This is a genomic window from Herbaspirillum sp. YR522, assembly GCF_000282575.1.
Lineage (GTDB): Bacteria > Pseudomonadota > Gammaproteobacteria > Burkholderiales > Burkholderiaceae_D > Herbaspirillum.
This window is the reverse complement of record NZ_AKJA01000015.1, coordinates 96,851-116,082: the sequence shown is the minus strand read 5'-3', so window position 1 is coordinate 116,082 and position 19,232 is coordinate 96,851. Positions and strand designations below refer to the sequence as shown.

The window sequence follows — 19,232 nt, the reverse complement described above, 5'->3', positions numbered from 1 at the left end:
GTACTGTACAAATACCCAGTATTTTCCATACAGTGGTTTTGCCGCGACGGCTTGCCCTCAGGCAATCCCGGCCGCATCCACCGATGCCGCCGGTGGCGGCACCAGCCGCGCCCGGACGAAGCCGATATGCTCGCGCAGCACATAGAACTGGTCGGCGAAGGCCAGCGGCATCTTCATGCGATTGACCGCCACTTCGATCTCGTCGAGTCGCTGCAGGGTGTCGGCCTGCTCGTTGGCGCCGTCGCGGGCCAGTCCGCGTTCGAGCGCGATCAGTTCGCCATACCAGCGATAGATACGCGAGCGGATGCGCCAGCCATACAGCATCGGCACCAGCCGGATGCCCGGGATCAACAGCAGTATCACCGGCAGCACGATCACCAGCGCGCGGTCGACCAGGCTGGCCAGCCAGAACGGCAGGGTGCGGTAGACCAGGGTCTTGCCGGACTTGTAATAGCGCGCCGCATCGTCGCTGATGCGGTACTCGTGCTCCAGCGGCGCCGGGAACTCACCGGCCTTCTGCATCACGCTGGCCTTGCCATGCACCTCGTGGGCGGCTTCGATGAGCAGGTCCGACAGGGCCGGGTGCAAGTCGTCGCGCGCCACCAGTTCGGCCGTCGGCGCGATCAGCTTGGTGTCGCGCGCCGGCAGGTTGCGCGCCAGGTCGAACACCCCCATGGGCATGTTGAGCGCATTGAGGTAGCGAAAGCGCCGCACATAGGCATCGGCCTGGGTGAAATCGAGCAGCCGCACGCCGGGCGCGCGCAGCAGCTTGCCGATGGTGGCCAGCGAGACCGAATCGCCCATCAGGAAGGCGGCATCGATCTTGCCCGAGGTCAGCGCCTGGGCGGTCTCGTCGCCGCCCAGGTTGAGCAGCTCGGTGCGCCCGCCCTGCTGCACGCCGTTGGCTTTCAACAGGGTAGCGGCCAGTACGCTGGAGCCGCTGCCATCGCCACCGATGGCGATGCGCTTGCCGACCAGCTCCGACAATTGCCGCAGCGGCGGCGATGGCCGGCCATCCTCGCGTGGCACGCTGCGGTAGTACACCGTCACCGGCACATACGAGATGCTGCCCAGCGACACCAGGGCATCGCTGCCCTTGACGCTCTCGGCCAGCCCGCCCTGCACGAAGCCGACATCGACCTTCTGCTCGGGGTCGGCCAGGCGCTTGAGGTTGTCCAGCGAGCCGCCGGTCTCGACCAGCTTGAGCTGGATGCCGTCGCGCGCCAGGATGGTGCGATAGCGCTCGGCCACGCGCCAGAAATTGCTGTCGGCGGGACCGGCGGCGATGGTGATCGACGACGGCGGCGCCGGCCGGATCAGCCATACCGCCAGCCAGGCGCCGACCAGCACCAGCAACACGAAGGGGCCGAAACTGACGGCCAGGTCACGCCATGAGATAGCGACGAAGCGCGCCTTGATACGCTGCGCGGAGGGCTTGTAGGCGGAAAGTTTATGATCGTTTGGCATGCGCCTATTCTACCTGTGCCGCAGCACCTGGCCGCAGGTCCTTCGCCCCACCCGGCATGCGCGGGCAGGCATCCATCAACCCGGTCGTCCTGGCCGGCCACCGGTGCGGGCAGCGTCGGACGTCAATAGGTCTTGTAGGGCAGGAACTTGCCCGACAGCATCACGTTGACGCGGTCGCCGTTGGGGTCGGCCTGGCGCTGGATATCCATCTTGAAGTCAATCGCGCTCATGATGCCGTCGCCGAACTCTTCATGGATCAGTTCCTTGATGGTGCTGCCGTAGACGCTGACGATCTCGTACCAGCGGTAGATCAGCGGGTCGGTCGGCACCGGCGTGGGCAGCGAGCCCTTGTAGGGCACGATCTGCAGCCACAGCGTCTCTTCGTCGGTCAGGGCGAACAGTTCCTGGGCCACCGCGGCCTGGCGCGCGGTCAGCGTCATCTGGCCCAGCATGGCGGCGGTGGTCCACTCCTTGCTCTGGCCGATGCGCTCGGCGATGTGCGCCCAGCTCAGTTGCTGGCTGACCTTGGCGCTGATGATCTTCTGGGTGACTTGGTTGCGGTCCATGCTGCTCTCCTTGGATGGGGATGGTGAAACGACGGTGAAGTCGATGGAATCAGGCCACTGCCTGGGGGCTGGCCGGTGACGGCTGCTCCAGCCCCGGCCTGACCACGCGGGTTGCCGGGACCGGGGCGCCGTCGGCCTGCGCGGCCTGGATCTGCCGCGACCGATGCACCAGGAAATCGACCAGGTGGTTACGGAGTCATGCCGCGGCAACCGAAAATTGCTTGGTCGAGGAACCGACCAACTCACTCCCCGCCACTTATCGGGATGATCAACCCGGCATGGAACAGTAATGTGGAACCAATATCCGCCAACGATAGCGCATGTTCCTTTTCCCGCTGAAGACGTCGGCATTCGGGACCCGGGGCAGCCCGACACCACGAGATCGGCCACTGCCGCCGGGCGTTACGGCGAGCGCTCTGGCAATTGCGCAGCCATGCGGGCGCGCGGCAACGTCATACAGACCCAACTACAAGGGGCTTGCCAGGTGGATGCGCCGGGACCACGGATAACCCGTGAGCAAGGCGCACAATGCTTCAAGGAGCTGGAGGAGTACGGATGTGCCATGATGGACCGCCTGGCCACCCCGGAGAATATCGCCTATTGCCTCGGCTTGGCCGACAACCCCCGGTTGCACGAAGTTGATCGACAAATCGCCATGCATGCCTTTGTCGACAAGTCACTGGCCCAGGAATGCTACAACGGCTACGCCGAATATAAGGCGCCAGCGCTGGCGGAGGTGACCAGGAGCCAGCGTCAAGCCATGCTCGCGGCACTGGACGCATTGAACACCCAGGGATTGACGGCCCGCCCCCAGGACCCATCGGCCCAGGCCCAGCCCATGCCAGTGATGTCCTGGCGGCGCCGGCAACAAGAGAAGGTCCGGAATCTGTTTCATCCAGGCACGGCGAGATCTGTTCAGGAGCAAATGTCAGCGCGCCGAAGCGCGACCAATTACCATATCGAAGCAGCGCAAGGTGGCGGGCTGGCCCGGCCGGCCAGGCCAAGGCCCAACGCCAGGGGCACCATCTCGGTAGCGCTAGCGCCGGCCGACCTTCCCCGCCTGATCGACCTGATGCCTGAGATCTTCAGGCGATTCGGCACGGTGCTGGACGAGGCCAAGGTCACCGCACCGGCTTCCCAGCATCTCCGCTCGGAGAGCGCCCGGTTCTATCTGCATGGACTAGACGACAAGGATCAGGCCCTGGCGCGCGCCCTGCTAGGCTTTCTGCAGCACAACCTGCCAAACGCCCGATGGCGCAATGCCGCACCGGGGCAACTCAACATCGATGACATCGGCAAATATGGTGAAGAGCTACGTCCAGAGGGGCAGCCCAAGCGCAGCCTGGGCTCGCACAGGGCGGCGCAGGTGGGCCATGCGATGACCCGTTGTTTCATGAAATACGGGCACGATGCCGAGCAGCGCCATCGCCATTTCGCCACCGAACTCAAGGCGATCCTCAGGCAGGACGGTTACCGGGTGGACTGCCCCGCCCTGCTGGCCGCACGGCCCGACCGACCGGCGCGCAGGCGGTGAGCCCTGCCGGCGCCGGCCGACATCACCCGGCGCCGGCGTGGCGGCTATCCGCGCCCGGCCTCAAGGCATGTACTGGCCGCCATTGACCTCGATGATCTGCCCCGTCACATACCCCGACAACTGTTCCGATGCCAGGTACAGGAAGGCGCCGCTGCATTCGTCCGGGTCGCCGATGCGGCCCATGGGAATGGTCTTGCGAAACGCCTCGAGCTGTTCCGGCGTGGTGAAGCGTTCCTGGAACGGTGTCATGATCACGCCCGGCGCCACCGCGTTGACGCGGATCTTGTCGGCCAGCAGCTCCTTGGCCATGCCGCGCGTGATCGTGCTGACGAAGCCCTTCGAGGCGGCATAGATCAGGGCGCCGGGTCCACCGCCATGACGCGCCGCCACCGAAGTGACGTTGATGATGTTGCCGCCGCCCTGGCCGCGCATGACCGGGATCACCGCGCGGGTGAAGGCGACCACCGAACGGGCGTTGATCTGCACGATCTCGTCGAACAGTTCGTCGCTGACTTTTTCCAGCGCCTCGCGCTTGACCAGGCTGCCGGCGTTGTTGATCAGGATGTCGATCCGGCCCAGTTGCTCCACGGCGCTGGCCACGGCCCGATCGATCGCACCGCTGTCGCGCACGTCGGCGCCGATGGTGATGGCGCGGCTGCCGGTTTCACGCACGTCGGCTGCCACCAGCTCGGCCTCCTTGGCCGAGCTGTTGTAGTGCACGACCACGTGCGCCCCCTTGGCACCGAAGGCACGCGCCGCGGCCGCCCCGATGCCGGTACTTGCGCCACTGATGAAGACAACTTTTCCGGCCAGATCAAGCATGGTGTTCTCCTGTTTGTCGTTGGATGCGTGGTTCGATGGCTGGCCGTGTCAGTCGTGGACCGACTCGTCCTTGTTGGGTGCGGCGCCGCGATAGGCGGCGCGTACATGTTGCAGGTGGCTGCGCATGGCCTGCGAGGCCCGTTGCGGGTCGCGCGCCTGCAGCGCGTCGAGGATCTCGCGGTGGTCCTGCAGGCTGCGCTCGAGCGTGGCCGGGATGCGCGAGGTGATGCTGCGGCTCTTCTTGCCCAGCATGTAGAGGCTGCCGGCGATGCTCTGCAGGAAAGGATTGGCGCAGGCCTCGATGATGGCTTCGTGGAACTCGACGTCGGCCGCGGCGAACGCCACCGGGTCCGACAGCAGGCGCGCCTCGTCATCGACATTGCGCACCAGCCGCTGCAGTTCGCTGTCGTCCATGTGGGTCGCGGCCAGCGCGGCCACCCCGGTCTCGATGATCAGGCGCGCATCGAACAGCGCCTCCAGCGTACCGGGGTTGAGGTCGATGATCATTTCCAGCGGCTCCAGCAATTCGCGGGTTTCCAGCGAACCGACGAACGTGCCCTCGCCCTGGCGGATGCGCAGCAGCCCCAGCAAGGCCAGCCCGCGGATCGCCTCGCGTACCGCCGGCCGCCCCACGCCCAGCATCGCCGCCAGTTCGCGCTCGGGGGGCAATTGCTGGTCGGGCTTGAGCAGCCCGCTGCGGATCATGGTCAGCAGGCGTTGCGCCACCTGCTCGGAAATCGATTTCTGGACAATGGGATCAAATGACATGGCGTCGTCTTGAGTGCCTGCGGAGAGACTGGATCGGAGCCCTCCCCTGTCGACGCCCGGCTTGCAGCGACGGCAATGGTAAGACCAATGGCTGTGGAGGATAGGTATCCCCCGCCCAAGTGTCAAGCCACGGGAAACTGTGCCATGCAGCATATCGCCTTCGCCGACAAAACGCAGCCGGTACGCGCGGTTTCATTGACATGATGTTGCGCTGCCTCAAAAACGCGCGCAGCAGGGAGCCATCGCCAGATGCGCTAACATTGCCGTTGTCGCCTTCCGGCCCCAGCCATCGCCCCCATGAAGCCCAGTTCCCTGCCTGCCGAGCTCGACACCCGCCCCACCGGCAAACTGACCGATACCGTCTACGACAGCCTGCGCGACGATATCTACGCCTTTCGCATGCTGCCCGGCGACCGCTTTGCCGAGAACGACATCGCCGAGCGACTCCAGGTGTCGCGCACACCGGTGCGCGAGGCATTGATGCGGCTGCAAAGCGAGGGCCTGGTGCGCGGCTACTTCCGCAATGGCTGGGAAGTGGTGCCGATCGACCTGGCGCGCTTTGCCTGGCTGTACGAACTGCGCGCGATGATCGAGTTGCATGCCATCGGCAAGCTGTGCTCGAGCCGCGTGCCCGATGCCAGCCGCCTGTCGCTGGTCAGGGAGCTGGGGCGCTTCTGGCGGGTCGGCCCGTCGCGGCGCCTGCGCGACGGGCTGCGGGTGGCCGCCCGCGACGAGCAGTTCCACTGGGCGCTGGTCCACGCGGCCGGCAACCCCGAGACCGATGCCGTCTATGGCCAGGTGACGCAGCAGTTGCGCATCATGCGCCGGCTCGACTTTGCCTATGGCGACTGCATCGGCGACACCTACGACGAGCACGTCGCCATTCTCGATGCCGTGCGGCAATCCGACGCCGCCCTGGCCGCGCGCCTGGTCGCACGCCATATCGAAGACAGCCATGCCGCGGTCGAACGCATCACCATCGAACGGCTTGAACAGGTACGCGCCGCCACCAGTGTGGTGCAGGCCGGCGCGTCGGCACAGTCACGGCGCAAGCGCTTCGGCTGATCTCCCGCATCTGGTGCACGCTTGCTGCGCATGGCGCTGCAAGCGCCGTCACGTCCCTCTGGCTGTGGGCTCGCCATGCCAATGGCATGGAACCTGCTTTTAGTAGTCGAGATTTATGTATGCATAAATCCCGGCGACCCTTCATCACCGGTCGTCCATGCCTGGTATTTCCGAGTCACGTCGCTGTCCCCGCCCGACCCATGTCGCGGCGTCCCCCATGGCACACAAGTACAGGAGAAACGCATGACCGCCCTCACCCACACCGCCCCGGCCGCCGCGCCGGGTTTATTGCGCAACCGCTGGTTCCAGTTGTTGATCGGCCTGATCTGCATGATGGCCATCTCGAGCCCGCAGTATGTCTGGACCCTGTTGACCAAGCCGCTCACGGCCAAGTTGGGCGTGCCGCTGTCCGAACTGCAGATCACCTTTTCGATGCTGATCGTGCTGCAGACCTTCTTCTCGCCGTTCCAGGGTAGCCTGATCGAACGCTACGGCGCCCGCCGCCTGATCGCCATCGGCACCTTCATGTCCGGCCTGTCGTGGGTACTGGCCGCGCAAGCCTCGAGCATCGGCATGTTCTACCTGGCCTATGGCCTGGTCGGCGGCCTGGGCACAGGCATCGTCTATGTCGGCGTGGTCGGCCAGATGGTGCGCTGGTTTCCCGACCGGCGCGGCTTTGCGGTAGGCATGGTGGCGGCCGGTTATGGCATGGGCGCGATCCTGACCACCTTCCCGATCTCGTCGTCGCTGGCCACGGCCGGGCTGGAGACCACGCTCTGGCAATTCGGCCTGGTATTTGCCGTGATCGGCGTGATTGCCTCGCAGGCGCTGCGCTCGCCCGACCCGGCGCAAAGCGCGGCCTTGCCGGCGCCGGTCATTGCCGCCGGCACGCACGACCTGGCACCGCGCCAGATGCTGCGCACGCCACTGTTCTGGTTGATGTTCGTGATGATGACCATGATGTCGACCTCGGGCTTGATGGTCACCTCGCAGATGGCAACCTTCGCGCGCGACTTCGGCGTGGCCAATGTGATGGTGTTCGGCCTGGCCGCGTTGCCCCTGGCACTGACCATCGACCGCCTCACCAATGGCCTGACGCGGCCGTTCTTCGGCTGGGTGTCGGACCGCTTCGGGCGCGAGAACACCATGTTCATCGCCTTTGCGCTGGAAGGCGTGGCCATGGCGCTATGGCTGGCCACGCGCGAAAATGCGGTGCTGTTCGTGCTGCTGTCGGGAGTGGTGTTCTTTGGCTGGGGCGAGATCTTCTCGTTGTTTCCCTCTACCCTGACCGATACCTTCGGCACCCGCCACGCCACCGCCAACTACGGCTGGCTGTATATCTCGCAAGGCATCGGCTCGATCTTCGGCGGCCCGCTGGCAGCCATGATGCACGAGAAAACCGGCAGTTGGCATCCGGTGTTCGGCACCGCCATCACGCTCGATATCCTGGCGGCGTTGCTGGCACTGATGGTGCTCAAGCCCTGGCGCGCGAGCTATCTGAAACGGCTGGCACCGAAATAACCGCCCGAAGCCGCCGGGAGCCCATGCAAGCCGCCAGCGGGCGGCTTGCCGTGGCGCCACGGCGGCCAGGCGTCAATAGGCGCTGGCCGCATCGAGCAGGCCCACGTCGGCCGTCGACAAACTCAACCGCGTCGCCGCCACCAATGCCTCGAGCTGCTGCAGCGACGTGGCGCTGGCAATCGGCGCGGTCACGCTCGGGCGCGCGATCAGCCAGGCCAGCGCCACCGAGGCGGGCGTGCTGGATTGGCGCTGGGATACCGTATCGAGCGCATCCAGTATCTTCAGGCCCCGCTCGTTCAGATACCCCTTGACCCGGCTGCCGCGGGCGGCACTCTTGCCCAGGTCCGCCTGGCTGCGATACTTGCCGCTCAAGAAGCCGCTGGCCAGCGAATAGAAGCCGATCACACCCACCCCATGCTGCAGGCAGTAGGGCTCCAGCTCGCGCTCGAAGGCGCCGCGTTCGATCAGGCTGTATTCGGGTTGCAGGGTCTGGTACAGCGGCAGGCCCAGCTGCTGGCCCACTTCCCGCGCTTGCGCCAGGCGCTTGACGTCGTAGTTGGACGCGCCGATGATGCGCACCTTGCCAGCCTTGATCAGGGCGCCGTAGGCTTCCAGCGTTTCTTCCAACGGGGTGCCACGGTCGTCGTCGTGCGACTGGTACAGGTCGATGTAATCGGTCTGCAGGCGACGCAGCGAATCTTCCACGGCGCGCTGGATATAGGCTTTCTTCAAGCCCACCTTGCCATCGCCCATGTCCTTGCCGACCTTGGTGGCGATGACCACCTTGTCACGCCGGCCGCCCTGGGCCAGCCATTTGCCGATGATGGTTTCCGATTCCCCTCCCCGGTTGCCCGGCACCCAGCGCGAATACACGTCGGCCGTGTCGACCAGGTTCAGTCCGGCGTCGACGAAAGCGTCGAGGATGGAAAACGAGGCCTGCTCGTCGATGCTCCAGCCGAAGACGTTGCCGCCAAAGGCCAGCGGTGCCACCGAAATATCGGACTTGCCAAGCTTGCGTTGTTGCATGGGGTATACCTCCAGGGATGTGGGCAGATCGTGACCAACCACGATTTTATTCCTGCGCCGCAATATCTGCTGTGGGCCTGCGTCTTCTATACTTGCAACTTAGGGCCGCGCCCATAGTCACTCATGGCCTGCCAACAACACCAAGAACCTCACCGCCGCCCCCCAATGGAAATCGTCTTCACCGTACTCATCCTGCTGCTTGCCGTTGCCGTCTCCGGCGTGGTGGCCCGCCTGGCGCGGTTCAAGTTGCCGTTGCCGCTGTTCCAGATCGGCCTGGGCGCACTGCTGGCCTTGCCCATCTTCGGCTTGAACATCAGCTTCGACCCCGAACTGTTCCTGCTGCTGTTCATCCCGCCGCTGCTCTTTACCGATGGCTGGCGCATGCCCAAGCGCGAATTCTTCCGCCTGGCCCAGCCTATCCTGGCGCTGGCGCTCGGGCTGGTGCTGTTTACCGTGGTCGGGGTCGGTTACTTCATCCACTGGATGGTGCCGGTCATCTCGCTGCCGGCCGCCTTCGCGCTGGCCGCCGTGCTCTCGCCCACCGACGCCGTGGCGGTATCGTCGATCGTCGGCAAGGGGCGCCTGCCGGCCTCGATGCAGCATGTGCTCGAAGGCGAAGCCCTGATGAACGATGCCACCGGCCTGGTGGCTTTCAAGTTCGCCATCGCCGCCGTGGTGACCGGCACCTTCTCGCTGCTCGACGCCAGCCTCAGCTTCGTGCTCATCGCCGTGGGCGGGATTGCGGTGGGACTGATCGTGGCCTGGGGCTTCGGCCTGATCCGGCGCAAGGTCATCGAATGGGCTGGCGACGAGCCGGGTATCCAGGTGGTGCTGCTGATCCTGATCCCGTTTACGGCGTATATCTTTGCCGAACATTTCGGCCTGTCCGGCATCCTCTCGGCGGTCGCCGCCGGCATGCTGATGCCCTACATCGAGACCGCCGGCGGCGAATCGGCCGCTACCCGCATGCAGGGCCGCAGCATCATGACGATGATGGAATTCATCTTCAACGGTATGTCGTTCCTGCTGCTGGGGCTGCAACTGCCCGACATCGTCAGCCTGGCCCACGCCGATGCCAAGACCGCCGGCAACGTGCCGGTATGGCACCTGTTCATGTACATCCTGGCCATCACGGTGGCGCTGGTCGTGCTGCGTTTCATCTGGGTCTGGATCAACCTGCGCATGCGTCGCTTCGCCAAGGCGGTGCGCGGCCAGACCGGCCGCCAGCGCAAGTTCGACCTGCGCCTCATCAGCATCGCCGCGCTGTCCGGGGTGCGTGGCGCCATCACGCTGGCCGGCGTGATGTCGATCCCGCTGCTGCTGAAGGAACACACGCCCTTCCCCGCACGCGACCTGCTGATCTTCCTGGCCACCGGGGTGATCGTCTGTTCGCTGCTGTTCGGCAGTTTCCTGCTGCCCTGGATGCTCAAGGACCTGCAACTCGACGCCGAGGTCAAGCGCCGCCGCGCCGAAGAGATGAGCGCCCGCACCCGGCTATCCGAGGCCGCCGTGCGCACCATCGAAAGCGCCCAGGAACGCATGGGCGCCAAGCTCGACGAAGGCGACCTGGCACTGCTGACCGAAGTCAGCGGCAGCCTGCTGGCCACCTACCGCATGCGCATGAATGCCGAAAGCGACTCCGAGGAAACCCAGCGCGCAGCCAACCGCTTCAAGCAGTTCGAGCGTGAACTGCGACTGGAGGCGATCCGGGCCGAACGGCTGGAAGTGCATTACCTGCGGGCAGAGCAACGCATCAACGACGAGACCTTCCTGATGTTGATCAACCAGATCGACATGGCCGAGACCTGGCTGCTGGGTTCGCTCAACGCGTCCGACTGAACCCTGTGCGCGCCGGGTACAGGGGGGCGGGCGCGCACAGGCAAGCACGCTAATTGCTTGTATCATGGCTCCGACCACCGCCCGTATTCCAGGAGGACCAGCCATGCCGACCTCGCTCCTTGCCGCCCTGCCCTACATGCCGGCCCTGCAGCCGGTCGATGCGCTGTCGCTGCACCACCTGAAATACGTGCTGGACGACCTGGTAGGCCCGGGCGAACTGTGCCAGGAACAGAATTTTCCCGGCAGCCTGTCGGCGTGCCGCCTGATGGGTGGCGGCGTGATGCTGATGGCCGAGTTGCCACGCGGCACCGTGGTGCGCCACGAATGGCAGCATGTGGCGCAGCTGGAGTCCGACGACGTACTGGCCAGCATCGTGCTCGAAGGCAGCGGCCGCGTCGAGCAGAACGGGGTCGCATTGCAGTTCGGCAGCGGCGACGTGTTCTATCGCAAGGCACGCATCCCTTCCACGGTGCGTAACGACAGCGCGTGCCGCTTCCTGCTGCTGCGCTTTTCATTCGGCCGCTTTCACGGCGCCCACACCAGCCGCTTCCAGCATTTCGTGCCGACCATGGCGCGCCGCGACTCGGCGCTGCGCCAGGCGGTCTGGCATTACGCGCAGCAGGTGTTGCCTTCACTGCCGCAGCTGGCGGGCCAATCGGCCGACACCGCCTATCACGCCGAGCAAGCCTTCGTGTCGATGCTCTCGGCGGCCTATGCCGAATCGCAGCAGGCGCCGGCGCAACCGGTCTTGCCGGATCGTGACGACGCCCGCTGGAGCAGCATCGTGGCGACCTTCGACGCCCTGCTGTGCGAGCCTGACCTGACGGTGGCCCAGGTGGCCCGCACGGTCGGCATCTCGCCACGCCTGCTGCACCGACTGTTCGCGCGGCGCGGACTGCGCTACGGCAGCTACCTGCTGGAGCGCCGCCTGGCGCGCGCCCATGCCGACCTGGGCGACCCGCGCCACGCCCGCCTGGCGGTGGCCGATATCGCCTATCGCACCGGCTTCAACAATGCCAGCCATTTCAGCCGCGCCTTCCGCCGGCGCTATGGCGTGTCCCCTTCTGCGCTGCGGCAGACCGGCGACAGCTGATTGCGTTGCAGCGGGCGCGCGCAGCGGCGTGCACAGTCATCACGTCAGGCACGCAGGTGACATCGCCAAGCTGACGACGCCGTTAATCTGGTTCCCACCTTCACTCACCGGGAACCCCCATGACCTTAGCCAAGGAAGAACTGTCCAGCCAGGCATTGCAGCGCATGTCGGCCGGACTCGATTACGGCAACTGGACGATCAAGGAAAAGATCGCCCTGTCTTGCAACATCCTGGCCGCCGAGGGCCACTCCGAGACGCTGGCCGGGCAGATCACGGTGCGCCAGGACGATGGCACTTTCCTCACCACGCCGCTGGCGCGCGGCTTCGACGAACTCGATGCCGATGACGTCATTCGCATCGATGACCAGCTGCAGGTGCTCGAAGGTCGCGGCGTACCCAATCCGGCGATCCGCTTCCACCTGTGGGTGTACCGGCGCCGCCCGGACGTCAACTGCATCATCCACACCCATCCGCCGTTCGTATCGACCCTGTCGATGACGGGGCAGCCGCTGCAGGTGGCGCACATGGACGCCACCCCGTTCCACGACGACTGCGCCTTCCTGGCCGAATGGCCGGGCCTGCCAATTGCCGACGATGAAGGCCAGATCATCTCCGATGCGCTGGGCGGCAAGCGCAGCATCCTGCTGGTCAACCATGGCTTCCTGGCGGCCACGGCCAGTGTCGAGGAAACCCTGTACCTGTCGGTACTGATCGAACGCGCCGCGCGCAACCAGCTGCAGGCCATGGCTTCCTATGGAACGCTGAAGGTGCTCGACCCGGCACTGGCCAGGGAATCGCACGACTTCCTGCTGTCCTCCAGCGTGGTGCGTGCCAGCTTTGCCATGTTTGCCCGCCGCGTGCTGCGCCACCGCCAGCGCTGATCTCTTCCTTCCTCGAACTGCTCAACCGGAGCCGGCCATGTCTGCCACCCCCACTCTCGATCCATCCGCGCCCAGGAAACCGCATCGCCTGGTGGTGTTCTTTTCCAGTTTCATGGGTACCGCGCTGGAACAATACGATTTCCTGTTATACGGCACCGCTGCCGCGCTGGTCTTCAACAAGCTGTTCTTTCCCACGCTCGATCCCTTGACCGGCGCCCTGGCGGCCATCGCCACCTATGCCACCGGCTATGTCGGGCGTCCGCTGGGCAGCATCCTGTGCGGCTACCTGGGCGACCGCTATGGGCGCAAGTCGGTGCTGCTGGCCACGCTGATCGTCATGGGCTTGGCCTCGACGCTGATCGGGCTGTTGCCCACCTATGCCACCGCCGGCGTCTGGGCGCCGTTGATGCTGTGCGCACTGCGTCTGATCCAGGGCGTGGCCCTGGGCGGCGAACAGGGTGGCGCCATCCTGATCGCGGTCGAGAACGCGCCGGCCCGGCGGCGCGGCCTGTTCGGCAGCTGGAGTTCGTCCGGCGGCATGGCCGGGCTGGTGCTGTCGACGCTGGCCCTGTCGCTCACGGCCAAGTTGCCCGAGGCGGACTTCTTGTCGTGGGGATGGCGCTTGCCGTTCCTGTTGAGCATCGTGCTGGTGATCATCGGCGTGGTCTCGCGGTTGCGTTTGCCCGAGTCGGCCGAATTCGAACAGGCCAAGCGCGCCGGCACCGTCAGCAAGACGCCGCTGTCGACGCTGATGGCGCATCACAAGAAACAGATCGTGCTGGCGGCGCTGGCGCGTGCCGGCGAGATTGCCTGGCCGATCAATGTGCTGGTGTTTACCACCTCCTACGCGGTCACGCAGCTGCACATGGCCAAGCCGATGTTTCTCAATGCGATCCTGCTGGGCGCCTGTATCTCGATCTTCGGCAACACCTTGTTCGCCGCCCTGTCGGACCGCATCGGCCATCGCCGCATGTACATCATCGGCACGCTGTGCGCCGCCGGCGGGGTATGGCCTTACTTCATGATGATCAACACCGCCCAGCCACTGCTGGTGGCCGCCGCCGTGGCCATTGCACTGGGCGTGATCCACCCGATGATGTATGGACCGCAGGGCGCATTGTTTGCCGGACTGTTCGGCACCCGCGTGCGGTACAGCGGGGTCGGCATCGCGCACCAGATCGGCGCCTTGGTGGGGGGTGGCGTCACGCCGGTACTGTCGTCGCTGTTGCTGGCGCGCAGCGGCGGCAGCCCGTGGATGGTGGCCCTGCTCATCACCGTGTTTGCGCTGGTGGCGGGGATGGCCGCGCGGGCGATGCGGGACGTGGACGAAAGCGCGCTGGGCGATCAGCAGGTGGCGTCCGTGGCATTGCAAGGGTCACCACGATAGCCCCGGATTCAAAGACTAAATAATTTTTTGAAAAGCAGGGATTAGCGTCCCTGCTTTTTTTATGGGCGCCGCTGCGCGCTTACATTGCCCTCTCGACAGCAGCTTTTTCTTGCGCTCGCTGTACCGCCGTACCCGTCCAGGCTTTACCAGGCATCGGCTCGATTCTACTTTTGCGCATTACCAGATCCCGGAAGCCGTTGGCGATCAAGCGATGCCGGAGAACGGCCATGAACACAGTTATTTCCTTGCTTCTCGTCCTTGCTGGAACCACGTTCTTGGCCGGCTGCGAATCGCAGACAAACGCTGGAGCGCATCAACTTCCCTATCGGATGAAGTTCGATTTGGCGGATGTGGGGGCGGATTATGAGTTTCAGGTAGACGTGAAGAAACCGGGGATGTACGCAGTCAGTGTGACCTTCTACACCCGACACTTGAATGAATACTCTCATTTCCTTGATAAGGATACGACGCCAGCAGAATCTGCCCATCTATTCAAAATGATGGGATCACGATTCGATCCACTTACCCGCGAGTGGACAGACATAGGCATGCCTGCGACGTTCAGAGTTCAACTGATCCGAGACTCGGACAACCACCAGTTATTTGATCGCGTGCTTACCCGACAATCCACCAATGGCACTTTCAAGGGCCGAACGGCCCAACTGGTGCAACATGAATTGCCCCCCGGCACATACGTGGTACGTATCAGCTATCTGGAGGGAATTTGCGCTCTCTTTCCTCTTAAGGGTGTGATTTCTTTCTATAACACATTACCTCCTAAATAGCCCTGTGGATCTAAATTCATTCGGACTACCTATAGATCAATCTCAAGAGATGACGTCTTGAAAATCTGGTCTGGCATGTCCTTTTTTTCACCTAACGAAAGGAGTAACGCATGCCGTCCATCACGATATACATCGCCGACCGCGGTACTGAAAGAACAAATGGAGAACCTGCCACGGTAGGACACATGTGGTATTCGCTAGATAACGGAAAAGGAGAAAAAAAGCATTTCAGTTTTTATCAGAATATAAATATTGTCCCTGAGGATGCCAGCGGGTTCAGGAAACTATTTACCCCAGGATATTTTTATAATACCGATGGAGAAAAGTACAAGAATCCAGATTATTCAAGGACGATCGCACTGACTCAGGATCAATACGCAGCCGTCGCCACATTCAGCGAAGACCCCGAAGCCGCCGGATTCAGTAAGAACTACAACGCCTTCACCAACAGTTGCATCGACTTCGTCTGGGCCGCGCTGCATGCAGCTGGCATCAATCCGACCAACTTCGAAGCGATCTCTGGCCATGGCACAACAAGGACAATGTGGAGGCCATCGGCCGCGGCCCGGTCCAGGGCGTGCCCATGTGGCAGGTGGACCCGATCACCGGTCTACCTTGGCCATTCGTGGGAACAGGAACCGCTACGGCTATCAGGCACAAGCGAGGTGGACCGGGAATCGGCAACGCGGGAGCAGAAAGAGCGCGTGCGGCAATCCGGAACGAAACTCTCGATCCTCTTGCCATGGATTTGGATGGCGACGGCATTGAAACCGAAGGCAGCCAGGCAGCGCCGCTTTTCGACCATAACGGTGACGCCATAAAGACGGGCACAGGCTGGTTGAAGCCCGATGACGGCTGGCTGGTGCTGGATCGAGATGGCAACGGCACCATCGATTCGGGAAGCGAACTGTTCGGTGTCAATACTGTGAAGAAAAATGGATTTCTGGCACGCGACGGCTTTGATGCATTAGCAGATTTCGACACCAACAACGACCATCAGATCGATGCCAATGATGCTGTCTTCACGCGGCTTCTGGTCTGGCGCGATCTCAACCAGGATGCAATATCGCAGGCCAACGAACTGATGTCCCTAGCTGCGCTGAAGATCAAGGCCATTCAGGTTCAAGCGGTCAGCCCAACCCAGTGGCTGGGCGACGGAAACAGCTTGAGCGCCAGCGCCAGTTTTTTTCGATTAGATGGTTCCGAAGGTACGGTAAGCAATCTTGAGCTTGCTACCGACGTTTTTCAACGCGTCTTCACCATGCCAATTGCTCGATCGAATGATGCAGCTTTTCTTCCCGAGCTGCGGGGCTCGGGACGCGTACGGGATCTGGCAGAGGCCATCAGTCTGTCGCCGGACCTTGCCAAGATCGTGAAAAGGTATGTCGCACTGTCTGGGCGCCAGGAGCAGATCGATTCTCTGGATGAATTCATCGAGAGCTGGGCAGCAACATCCGAGATGAAATCGCTGCGTATGCAGGCCAGCGAACATGCAGCGCATGGGACTACCCTGCAATACCGCTTCGACGGGATCCAAGACGATACGAACGAATTTGGTGTTTTTTTGAAAAAGCTAGGCGTCGTCGAACGATTCATGGGATTCACTTATAGAAGTGGACGCGGGCAGATCAGCACAGAAAACATAAGGGATGAAGAAAGGAATCTGATCATATCTTTTTCAGCTCGCCAGACAGAAAATATCGTGATGGCTTACGAGCGATTCAAGAGCGACATCTACGAATCGCTATTACCGATGACGCGGAAACGCAGGCAATGATCGACTAAGCGGTGCGGGCGGCAACGACACTCTGGACGGCGGCAGCGGTCGCGATAATCTGGTCGGCGGTGCCGGCAATGACCAACTGTACGGTGGCGAGGGAAGCGATTCACTCTATGGGGATTCGGGCGATGACCTGCTCGATGGGGGAAGCGGAAACGACTTCTTGAACGGAGGAACAGGCAACGACACTTATATTTTCAGCCGAGACAGCAATGCCGATGTCATCTCGCATAACCGCTACGGTGCAGATGAATTCGATACCGTCCTGTTCGGCGACGACATATCAGAAGACCACATCTGGCTAAAGCGCGCAGGCTACGACCTCGAATTACGTCTATTGGAGACCGACGACAAGCTCACCGTCCGTAACTGGTATCTCGGGAGCGCTTATCAAATAGACGCCTTCCAACTACAAAACGGCAAACAATTACGAGCCAATCAGGTAGAAAGCATGGTCGGCTCAATTGCGACCCTACTGCAGCCAGGAAGCCGCGTGAGCGACCTCTCTGCCGACCAGAAACTCACCCTGGCAGCAGTGGCCGGCGCCAACTGGCGTTGACACCCAAGCCAGCCCAGGCATGCGCCTCTCGCACGCCTGCAGCCAGCCAACGCCGTCTCGACGACGGCCCGATCACATCAAGCGCTGGTGCTGACGATGGTACCAATCATCTCGCCGTCGGAATTGCGCGAAATCTGGGCGCGCTCGTCGCGTTGCTGGCGGGCGGTATCGGCGCGTTGCTGGTCGGCCTGGATTTCTTCCAGGCGACGCTGTTCGGCCAATTGCTGGGCACGCGCTTCGTCGGCCTTGCGGACCTGGTCGGCATTGGGCGCGCCATAGGGCGTGCTGCTATCGGTGGGTGTGGGAACGACTGCGCTGACTGCGCTGGCAATATCGACGGGCACGATGGACTCCTGTTGCGATGACGGCGGTGTTGGTGTTTTGATACAGGCGATGCAGCAGATCCCCCGCTGCATACAGATGCCATCTTACGCCAGCGGTTGAACTCTGCGATTCAGGAATTTCACTAAATTTGGCGTTTGACGACAGTTTTGTTTTTATATTGACAACTAAATTCAAGCCGGCATTCTTCAATCGACAACTTAGTTGAATCGCTGGCAATCAATGGCAATCCGGGACGTTCTGGTCGAGATAGACCTCGAAGGCGACATCGTTGGCCCATTTCTTCTTCACGCCGGCCCAGTAGTCATCGCTCCAGCGGGCAGCAGCCTGGCGTAGGGCCGCCAGGTCGGCCGCATCGGCGCCGCGCACTTTCAATACCAGTTGCCGGCGACCGGTGGGCGCCAGTTGCGCAGAAAACTTCTTCCACTCGGGTAGCTTCAACAAGGTCTTCATCATGGCGTCGTCATGCACCGCCGCGTCGCATTCTCCCACCCTTACTGCCAGCAACGCATCGGCCGGGGCTCGCATGACTTTTTCGACGGCGCCGTAGCGGGATGCCAGCGAGCCGACATAAGGTCCACCTTCGGACATGCACACGGTGCGCCCCTTGAGGTCTTCCCATTTCTTGATGGTGGTGTCGGTACGCATGATGGCCATGCCGCCGGCGCTATAACCGGTCGGTATCACCACCGTGTCGGCAGTGGGCGCCTCACCGTCCCCGGCCAGCGTGAGCACCACATCGGCCCGAGCGCCCCTGAACGACCGCGCCGCGTCAGGGCCATTACCGACCAGGTCGGGCTTGAGCTTGAATTGCCCGGCCAGGTCCTCGGCCAGCACCGTGTCGATACGTTCGGGGGTACGAAACTTCATGCCGCCCTTGTACACCGGGGGGACGTAGTCCAGGCCCACCCGCAGTGCGCCCGCCTGACGCGCGTCATCGAGCACGCCGGCGCCGGCGGTGGCGGCGCACATCAGCAACAGCGGGATCAGCGCGGGCAAGCGCATGGTTCGGCTCACGGAGTTCAGACGTATTGATAGCGCAGCAGCCGCTGCCTCAGTTTTTCCAGGATCACCTGGTCGATCAACGCCGCCAGGATGGCAATAGTGAGGATGTTGGTCATCACGCCCACCATGTCGGCGGTCTCGCCCGAATAAGCCAGCGTGCGCCCCAGTCCCTTGCCGAAACCGACCAGCATCTCGGCCGAGATCAGTGCCCGCCAGGCATTGCCGAAGGCCAGTTGGGCGCCCGTGATCAATTCAGGCATCACTGCCGGCAGGTAGACCCGGCGCAGCAGGCCCATGCGCGAGGCCCCCATCACGCGGGCGGCCGACACATGCACCTGCTGCACGCTCTCGGTGGCGTTCATCACCGACAGCGCGGCCGGGAAGAAGGCGGCGATGGCCACCACCACGATCATGGGCAGGTTGCCGAAGCCCATCAGGATCAGGAACAACGGCACCCAGGCAATCGACGGAATCGACTGCAGGATCACGATGGCCGATTTGAGCACCTCGCGGAAGAAGAACAGCACCGCGCCGATCAGGCCGAAGCCGATCCCGAACAGCAGCGCCGAGCCATAGCCCAGACCCAATCGATACAGGCTGCCGAACAGCGCCAGCCGGAAGTTGTTGGATTGCACTTCTTCCCACAGCCGCACCACCACCGATGGCACGCCCGGCATCAAAAACGATGGCAACGACCACGCGGCGATCTGCCACATCAACAGGATGAATGCGATCGCCATGACCATGGCGAGCTTCTTGCGAATACCGGTAACGCGACGCTGGGAGCTCATG

Annotated in this window: 19 protein-coding genes; 11 read left to right on the top strand and 8 right to left on the bottom strand. The window is 63.1% G+C overall.

The window, feature by feature from the left end; genetic code table 11:
- Positions 1-57 precede the first annotated feature (57 nt).
- Positions 58-1,467 (bottom strand): TAXI family TRAP transporter solute-binding subunit, encoded by a 1,410-nt coding sequence (locus PMI40_RS02830; protein WP_008111907.1) that lies wholly within the window; start codon positions 1,465-1,467, stop codon positions 58-60.
- Between the two features lie 122 nt (positions 1,468-1,589).
- A complete protein-coding gene (gene cynS / locus PMI40_RS02825) occupies positions 1,590-2,033 on the bottom strand; it encodes a cyanase (protein WP_008111906.1) in 444 nt (147 codons plus the stop codon).
- A gap of 562 nt (positions 2,034-2,595) precedes the next feature.
- Between cynS and PMI40_RS02820 the strand changes: the two genes are divergently transcribed.
- Positions 2,596-3,567 carry a hypothetical protein gene (locus PMI40_RS02820; protein WP_008111905.1) on the top strand — a complete coding sequence of 324 codons (972 nt, stop codon included), beginning with the start codon at positions 2,596-2,598 and terminating at the stop codon, positions 3,565-3,567.
- Between the two features lie 60 nt (positions 3,568-3,627).
- Here the strand turns inward: PMI40_RS02820 and PMI40_RS02815 are convergent, their stop codons facing one another.
- Positions 3,628-4,389 carry an SDR family NAD(P)-dependent oxidoreductase gene (locus tag PMI40_RS02815; protein ID WP_008111903.1) on the bottom strand — a complete coding sequence of 254 codons (762 nt, stop codon included), beginning with the start codon at positions 4,387-4,389 and terminating at the stop codon, positions 3,628-3,630.
- A gap of 48 nt (positions 4,390-4,437) precedes the next feature.
- Entirely contained in the window at positions 4,438-5,157 is a 720-nt protein-coding gene (locus tag PMI40_RS02810) for a FadR/GntR family transcriptional regulator (RefSeq protein ID WP_008111900.1), read from the bottom strand.
- Between the two features lie 297 nt (positions 5,158-5,454).
- Here PMI40_RS02810 and PMI40_RS02805 point away from each other — a divergent pair, with 297 nt between their 5' ends.
- A complete protein-coding gene (locus PMI40_RS02805) occupies positions 5,455-6,222 on the top strand; it encodes a GntR family transcriptional regulator (protein ID WP_008111898.1) in 768 nt (255 codons plus the stop codon).
- Between the two features lie 243 nt (positions 6,223-6,465).
- Complete coding sequence (gene oxlT, locus PMI40_RS02800; protein ID WP_008111897.1) at positions 6,466-7,743, top strand: oxalate/formate MFS antiporter; 1,278 nt, start codon at positions 6,466-6,468, stop codon at positions 7,741-7,743.
- 72 nt (positions 7,744-7,815) lie between these two features.
- On the opposite strand, the gene PMI40_RS02795 is transcribed toward oxlT, so the two are convergent.
- Positions 7,816-8,769 carry an aldo/keto reductase gene (locus tag PMI40_RS02795; protein WP_008111896.1) on the bottom strand — a complete coding sequence of 318 codons (954 nt, stop codon included), beginning with the start codon at positions 8,767-8,769 and terminating at the stop codon, positions 7,816-7,818.
- A 165-nt stretch (positions 8,770-8,934) separates the two neighbouring features.
- On the opposite strand from PMI40_RS02795, the gene PMI40_RS02790 reads away from it, so the two are divergent.
- From PMI40_RS02790 to PMI40_RS24500, 8 genes are all read left to right on the top strand, one after another.
- Positions 8,935-10,608, top strand: a complete 1,674-nt coding sequence (locus PMI40_RS02790; RefSeq protein ID WP_008111894.1) for a Na+/H+ antiporter — start codon at positions 8,935-8,937, stop codon at positions 10,606-10,608.
- 103 nt (positions 10,609-10,711) lie between these two features.
- Positions 10,712-11,701 (top strand): AraC family transcriptional regulator, encoded by a 990-nt coding sequence (locus tag PMI40_RS22845; protein ID WP_008111892.1) that lies wholly within the window; start codon positions 10,712-10,714, stop codon positions 11,699-11,701.
- A gap of 119 nt (positions 11,702-11,820) precedes the next feature.
- Complete coding sequence (locus PMI40_RS02780) at positions 11,821-12,582, top strand: aldolase (protein WP_008111890.1); 762 nt, start codon at positions 11,821-11,823, stop codon at positions 12,580-12,582.
- A 37-nt stretch (positions 12,583-12,619) separates the two neighbouring features.
- Complete coding sequence (locus PMI40_RS02775) at positions 12,620-13,969, top strand: MFS transporter (RefSeq protein ID WP_008111887.1); 1,350 nt, start codon at positions 12,620-12,622, stop codon at positions 13,967-13,969.
- 227 nt (positions 13,970-14,196) lie between these two features.
- Positions 14,197-14,754, top strand: a complete 558-nt coding sequence (locus PMI40_RS02770) for a DUF5625 family protein (protein WP_157221432.1) — start codon at positions 14,197-14,199, stop codon at positions 14,752-14,754.
- A gap of 110 nt (positions 14,755-14,864) precedes the next feature.
- Entirely contained in the window at positions 14,865-15,575 is a 711-nt protein-coding gene (locus PMI40_RS23670; protein WP_008111885.1) for a hypothetical protein, read from the top strand.
- Positions 15,497-16,531 carry a hypothetical protein gene (locus PMI40_RS02765; protein ID WP_051001744.1) on the top strand — a complete coding sequence of 345 codons (1,035 nt, stop codon included), beginning with the start codon at positions 15,497-15,499 and terminating at the stop codon, positions 16,529-16,531. The genes PMI40_RS23670 and PMI40_RS02765 overlap by 79 nt, the downstream gene beginning before the upstream one ends.
- Positions 16,532-16,562: 31 nt before the next feature.
- Positions 16,563-17,093: a calcium-binding protein gene (locus tag PMI40_RS24500; RefSeq protein ID WP_081496393.1), complete on the top strand. Its 531-nt coding sequence runs from the start codon at positions 16,563-16,565 to the stop codon at positions 17,091-17,093.
- A 77-nt stretch (positions 17,094-17,170) separates the two neighbouring features.
- On the opposite strand, the gene PMI40_RS02760 is transcribed toward PMI40_RS24500, so the two are convergent.
- The 3 genes from PMI40_RS02760 to PMI40_RS02750 all read right to left on the bottom strand — a co-directional run bounded on the left by PMI40_RS02760 (position 17,171) and on the right by PMI40_RS02750 (position 19,231).
- Positions 17,171-17,437 (bottom strand): hypothetical protein, encoded by a 267-nt coding sequence (locus tag PMI40_RS02760; RefSeq protein WP_008111879.1) that lies wholly within the window; start codon positions 17,435-17,437, stop codon positions 17,171-17,173.
- A gap of 217 nt (positions 17,438-17,654) precedes the next feature.
- Positions 17,655-18,440: a transporter substrate-binding domain-containing protein gene (locus tag PMI40_RS02755; protein ID WP_008111876.1), complete on the bottom strand. Its 786-nt coding sequence runs from the start codon at positions 18,438-18,440 to the stop codon at positions 17,655-17,657.
- Between the two features lie 17 nt (positions 18,441-18,457).
- Positions 18,458-19,231 (bottom strand): ABC transporter permease, encoded by a 774-nt coding sequence (locus tag PMI40_RS02750; RefSeq protein ID WP_008111874.1) that lies wholly within the window; start codon positions 19,229-19,231, stop codon positions 18,458-18,460.
- Between the last annotated feature and the right edge of the window lies 1 nt (position 19,232).

Bases quoted from the DNA above. Each gene is read 5' to 3' on its own strand.
- PMI40_RS02770 (WP_157221432.1), top strand. From the start codon at position 14,197: ATGAACACAGTTATTTCCTTGCTTCTCGTCCTTGCTGGAACCACGTTC.
- PMI40_RS02790 (WP_008111894.1), top strand. From the start codon at position 8,935: ATGGAAATCGTCTTCACCGTACTCATCCTGCTGCTTGCCGTTGCCGTC.
- oxlT (WP_008111897.1), top strand. From the start codon at position 6,466: ATGACCGCCCTCACCCACACCGCCCCGGCCGCCGCGCCGGGTTTATTG.
- PMI40_RS02830 (WP_008111907.1), bottom strand. From the start codon at position 1,467: ATGCCAAACGATCATAAACTTTCCGCCTACAAGCCCTCCGCGCAGCGT.
- PMI40_RS02805 (WP_008111898.1), top strand. From the start codon at position 5,455: ATGAAGCCCAGTTCCCTGCCTGCCGAGCTCGACACCCGCCCCACCGGC.
- PMI40_RS02795 (WP_008111896.1), bottom strand. From the start codon at position 8,769: ATGCAACAACGCAAGCTTGGCAAGTCCGATATTTCGGTGGCACCGCTG.
- PMI40_RS22845 (WP_008111892.1), top strand. From the start codon at position 10,712: ATGCCGACCTCGCTCCTTGCCGCCCTGCCCTACATGCCGGCCCTGCAG.
- PMI40_RS02780 (WP_008111890.1), top strand. From the start codon at position 11,821: ATGACCTTAGCCAAGGAAGAACTGTCCAGCCAGGCATTGCAGCGCATG.
- cynS (WP_008111906.1), bottom strand. From the start codon at position 2,033: ATGGACCGCAACCAAGTCACCCAGAAGATCATCAGCGCCAAGGTCAGC.
- PMI40_RS02755 (WP_008111876.1), bottom strand. From the start codon at position 18,440: ATGCGCTTGCCCGCGCTGATCCCGCTGTTGCTGATGTGCGCCGCCACC.
- PMI40_RS02750 (WP_008111874.1), bottom strand. From the start codon at position 19,231: ATGAGCTCCCAGCGTCGCGTTACCGGTATTCGCAAGAAGCTCGCCATG.
- PMI40_RS02820 (WP_008111905.1), top strand. From the start codon at position 2,596: ATGATGGACCGCCTGGCCACCCCGGAGAATATCGCCTATTGCCTCGGC.
- PMI40_RS02775 (WP_008111887.1), top strand. From the start codon at position 12,620: ATGTCTGCCACCCCCACTCTCGATCCATCCGCGCCCAGGAAACCGCAT.
- PMI40_RS02765 (WP_051001744.1), top strand. From the start codon at position 15,497: ATGGATTTGGATGGCGACGGCATTGAAACCGAAGGCAGCCAGGCAGCG.
- PMI40_RS02815 (WP_008111903.1), bottom strand. From the start codon at position 4,389: ATGCTTGATCTGGCCGGAAAAGTTGTCTTCATCAGTGGCGCAAGTACC.
- PMI40_RS23670 (WP_008111885.1), top strand. From the start codon at position 14,865: ATGCCGTCCATCACGATATACATCGCCGACCGCGGTACTGAAAGAACA.
- PMI40_RS02810 (WP_008111900.1), bottom strand. From the start codon at position 5,157: ATGTCATTTGATCCCATTGTCCAGAAATCGATTTCCGAGCAGGTGGCG.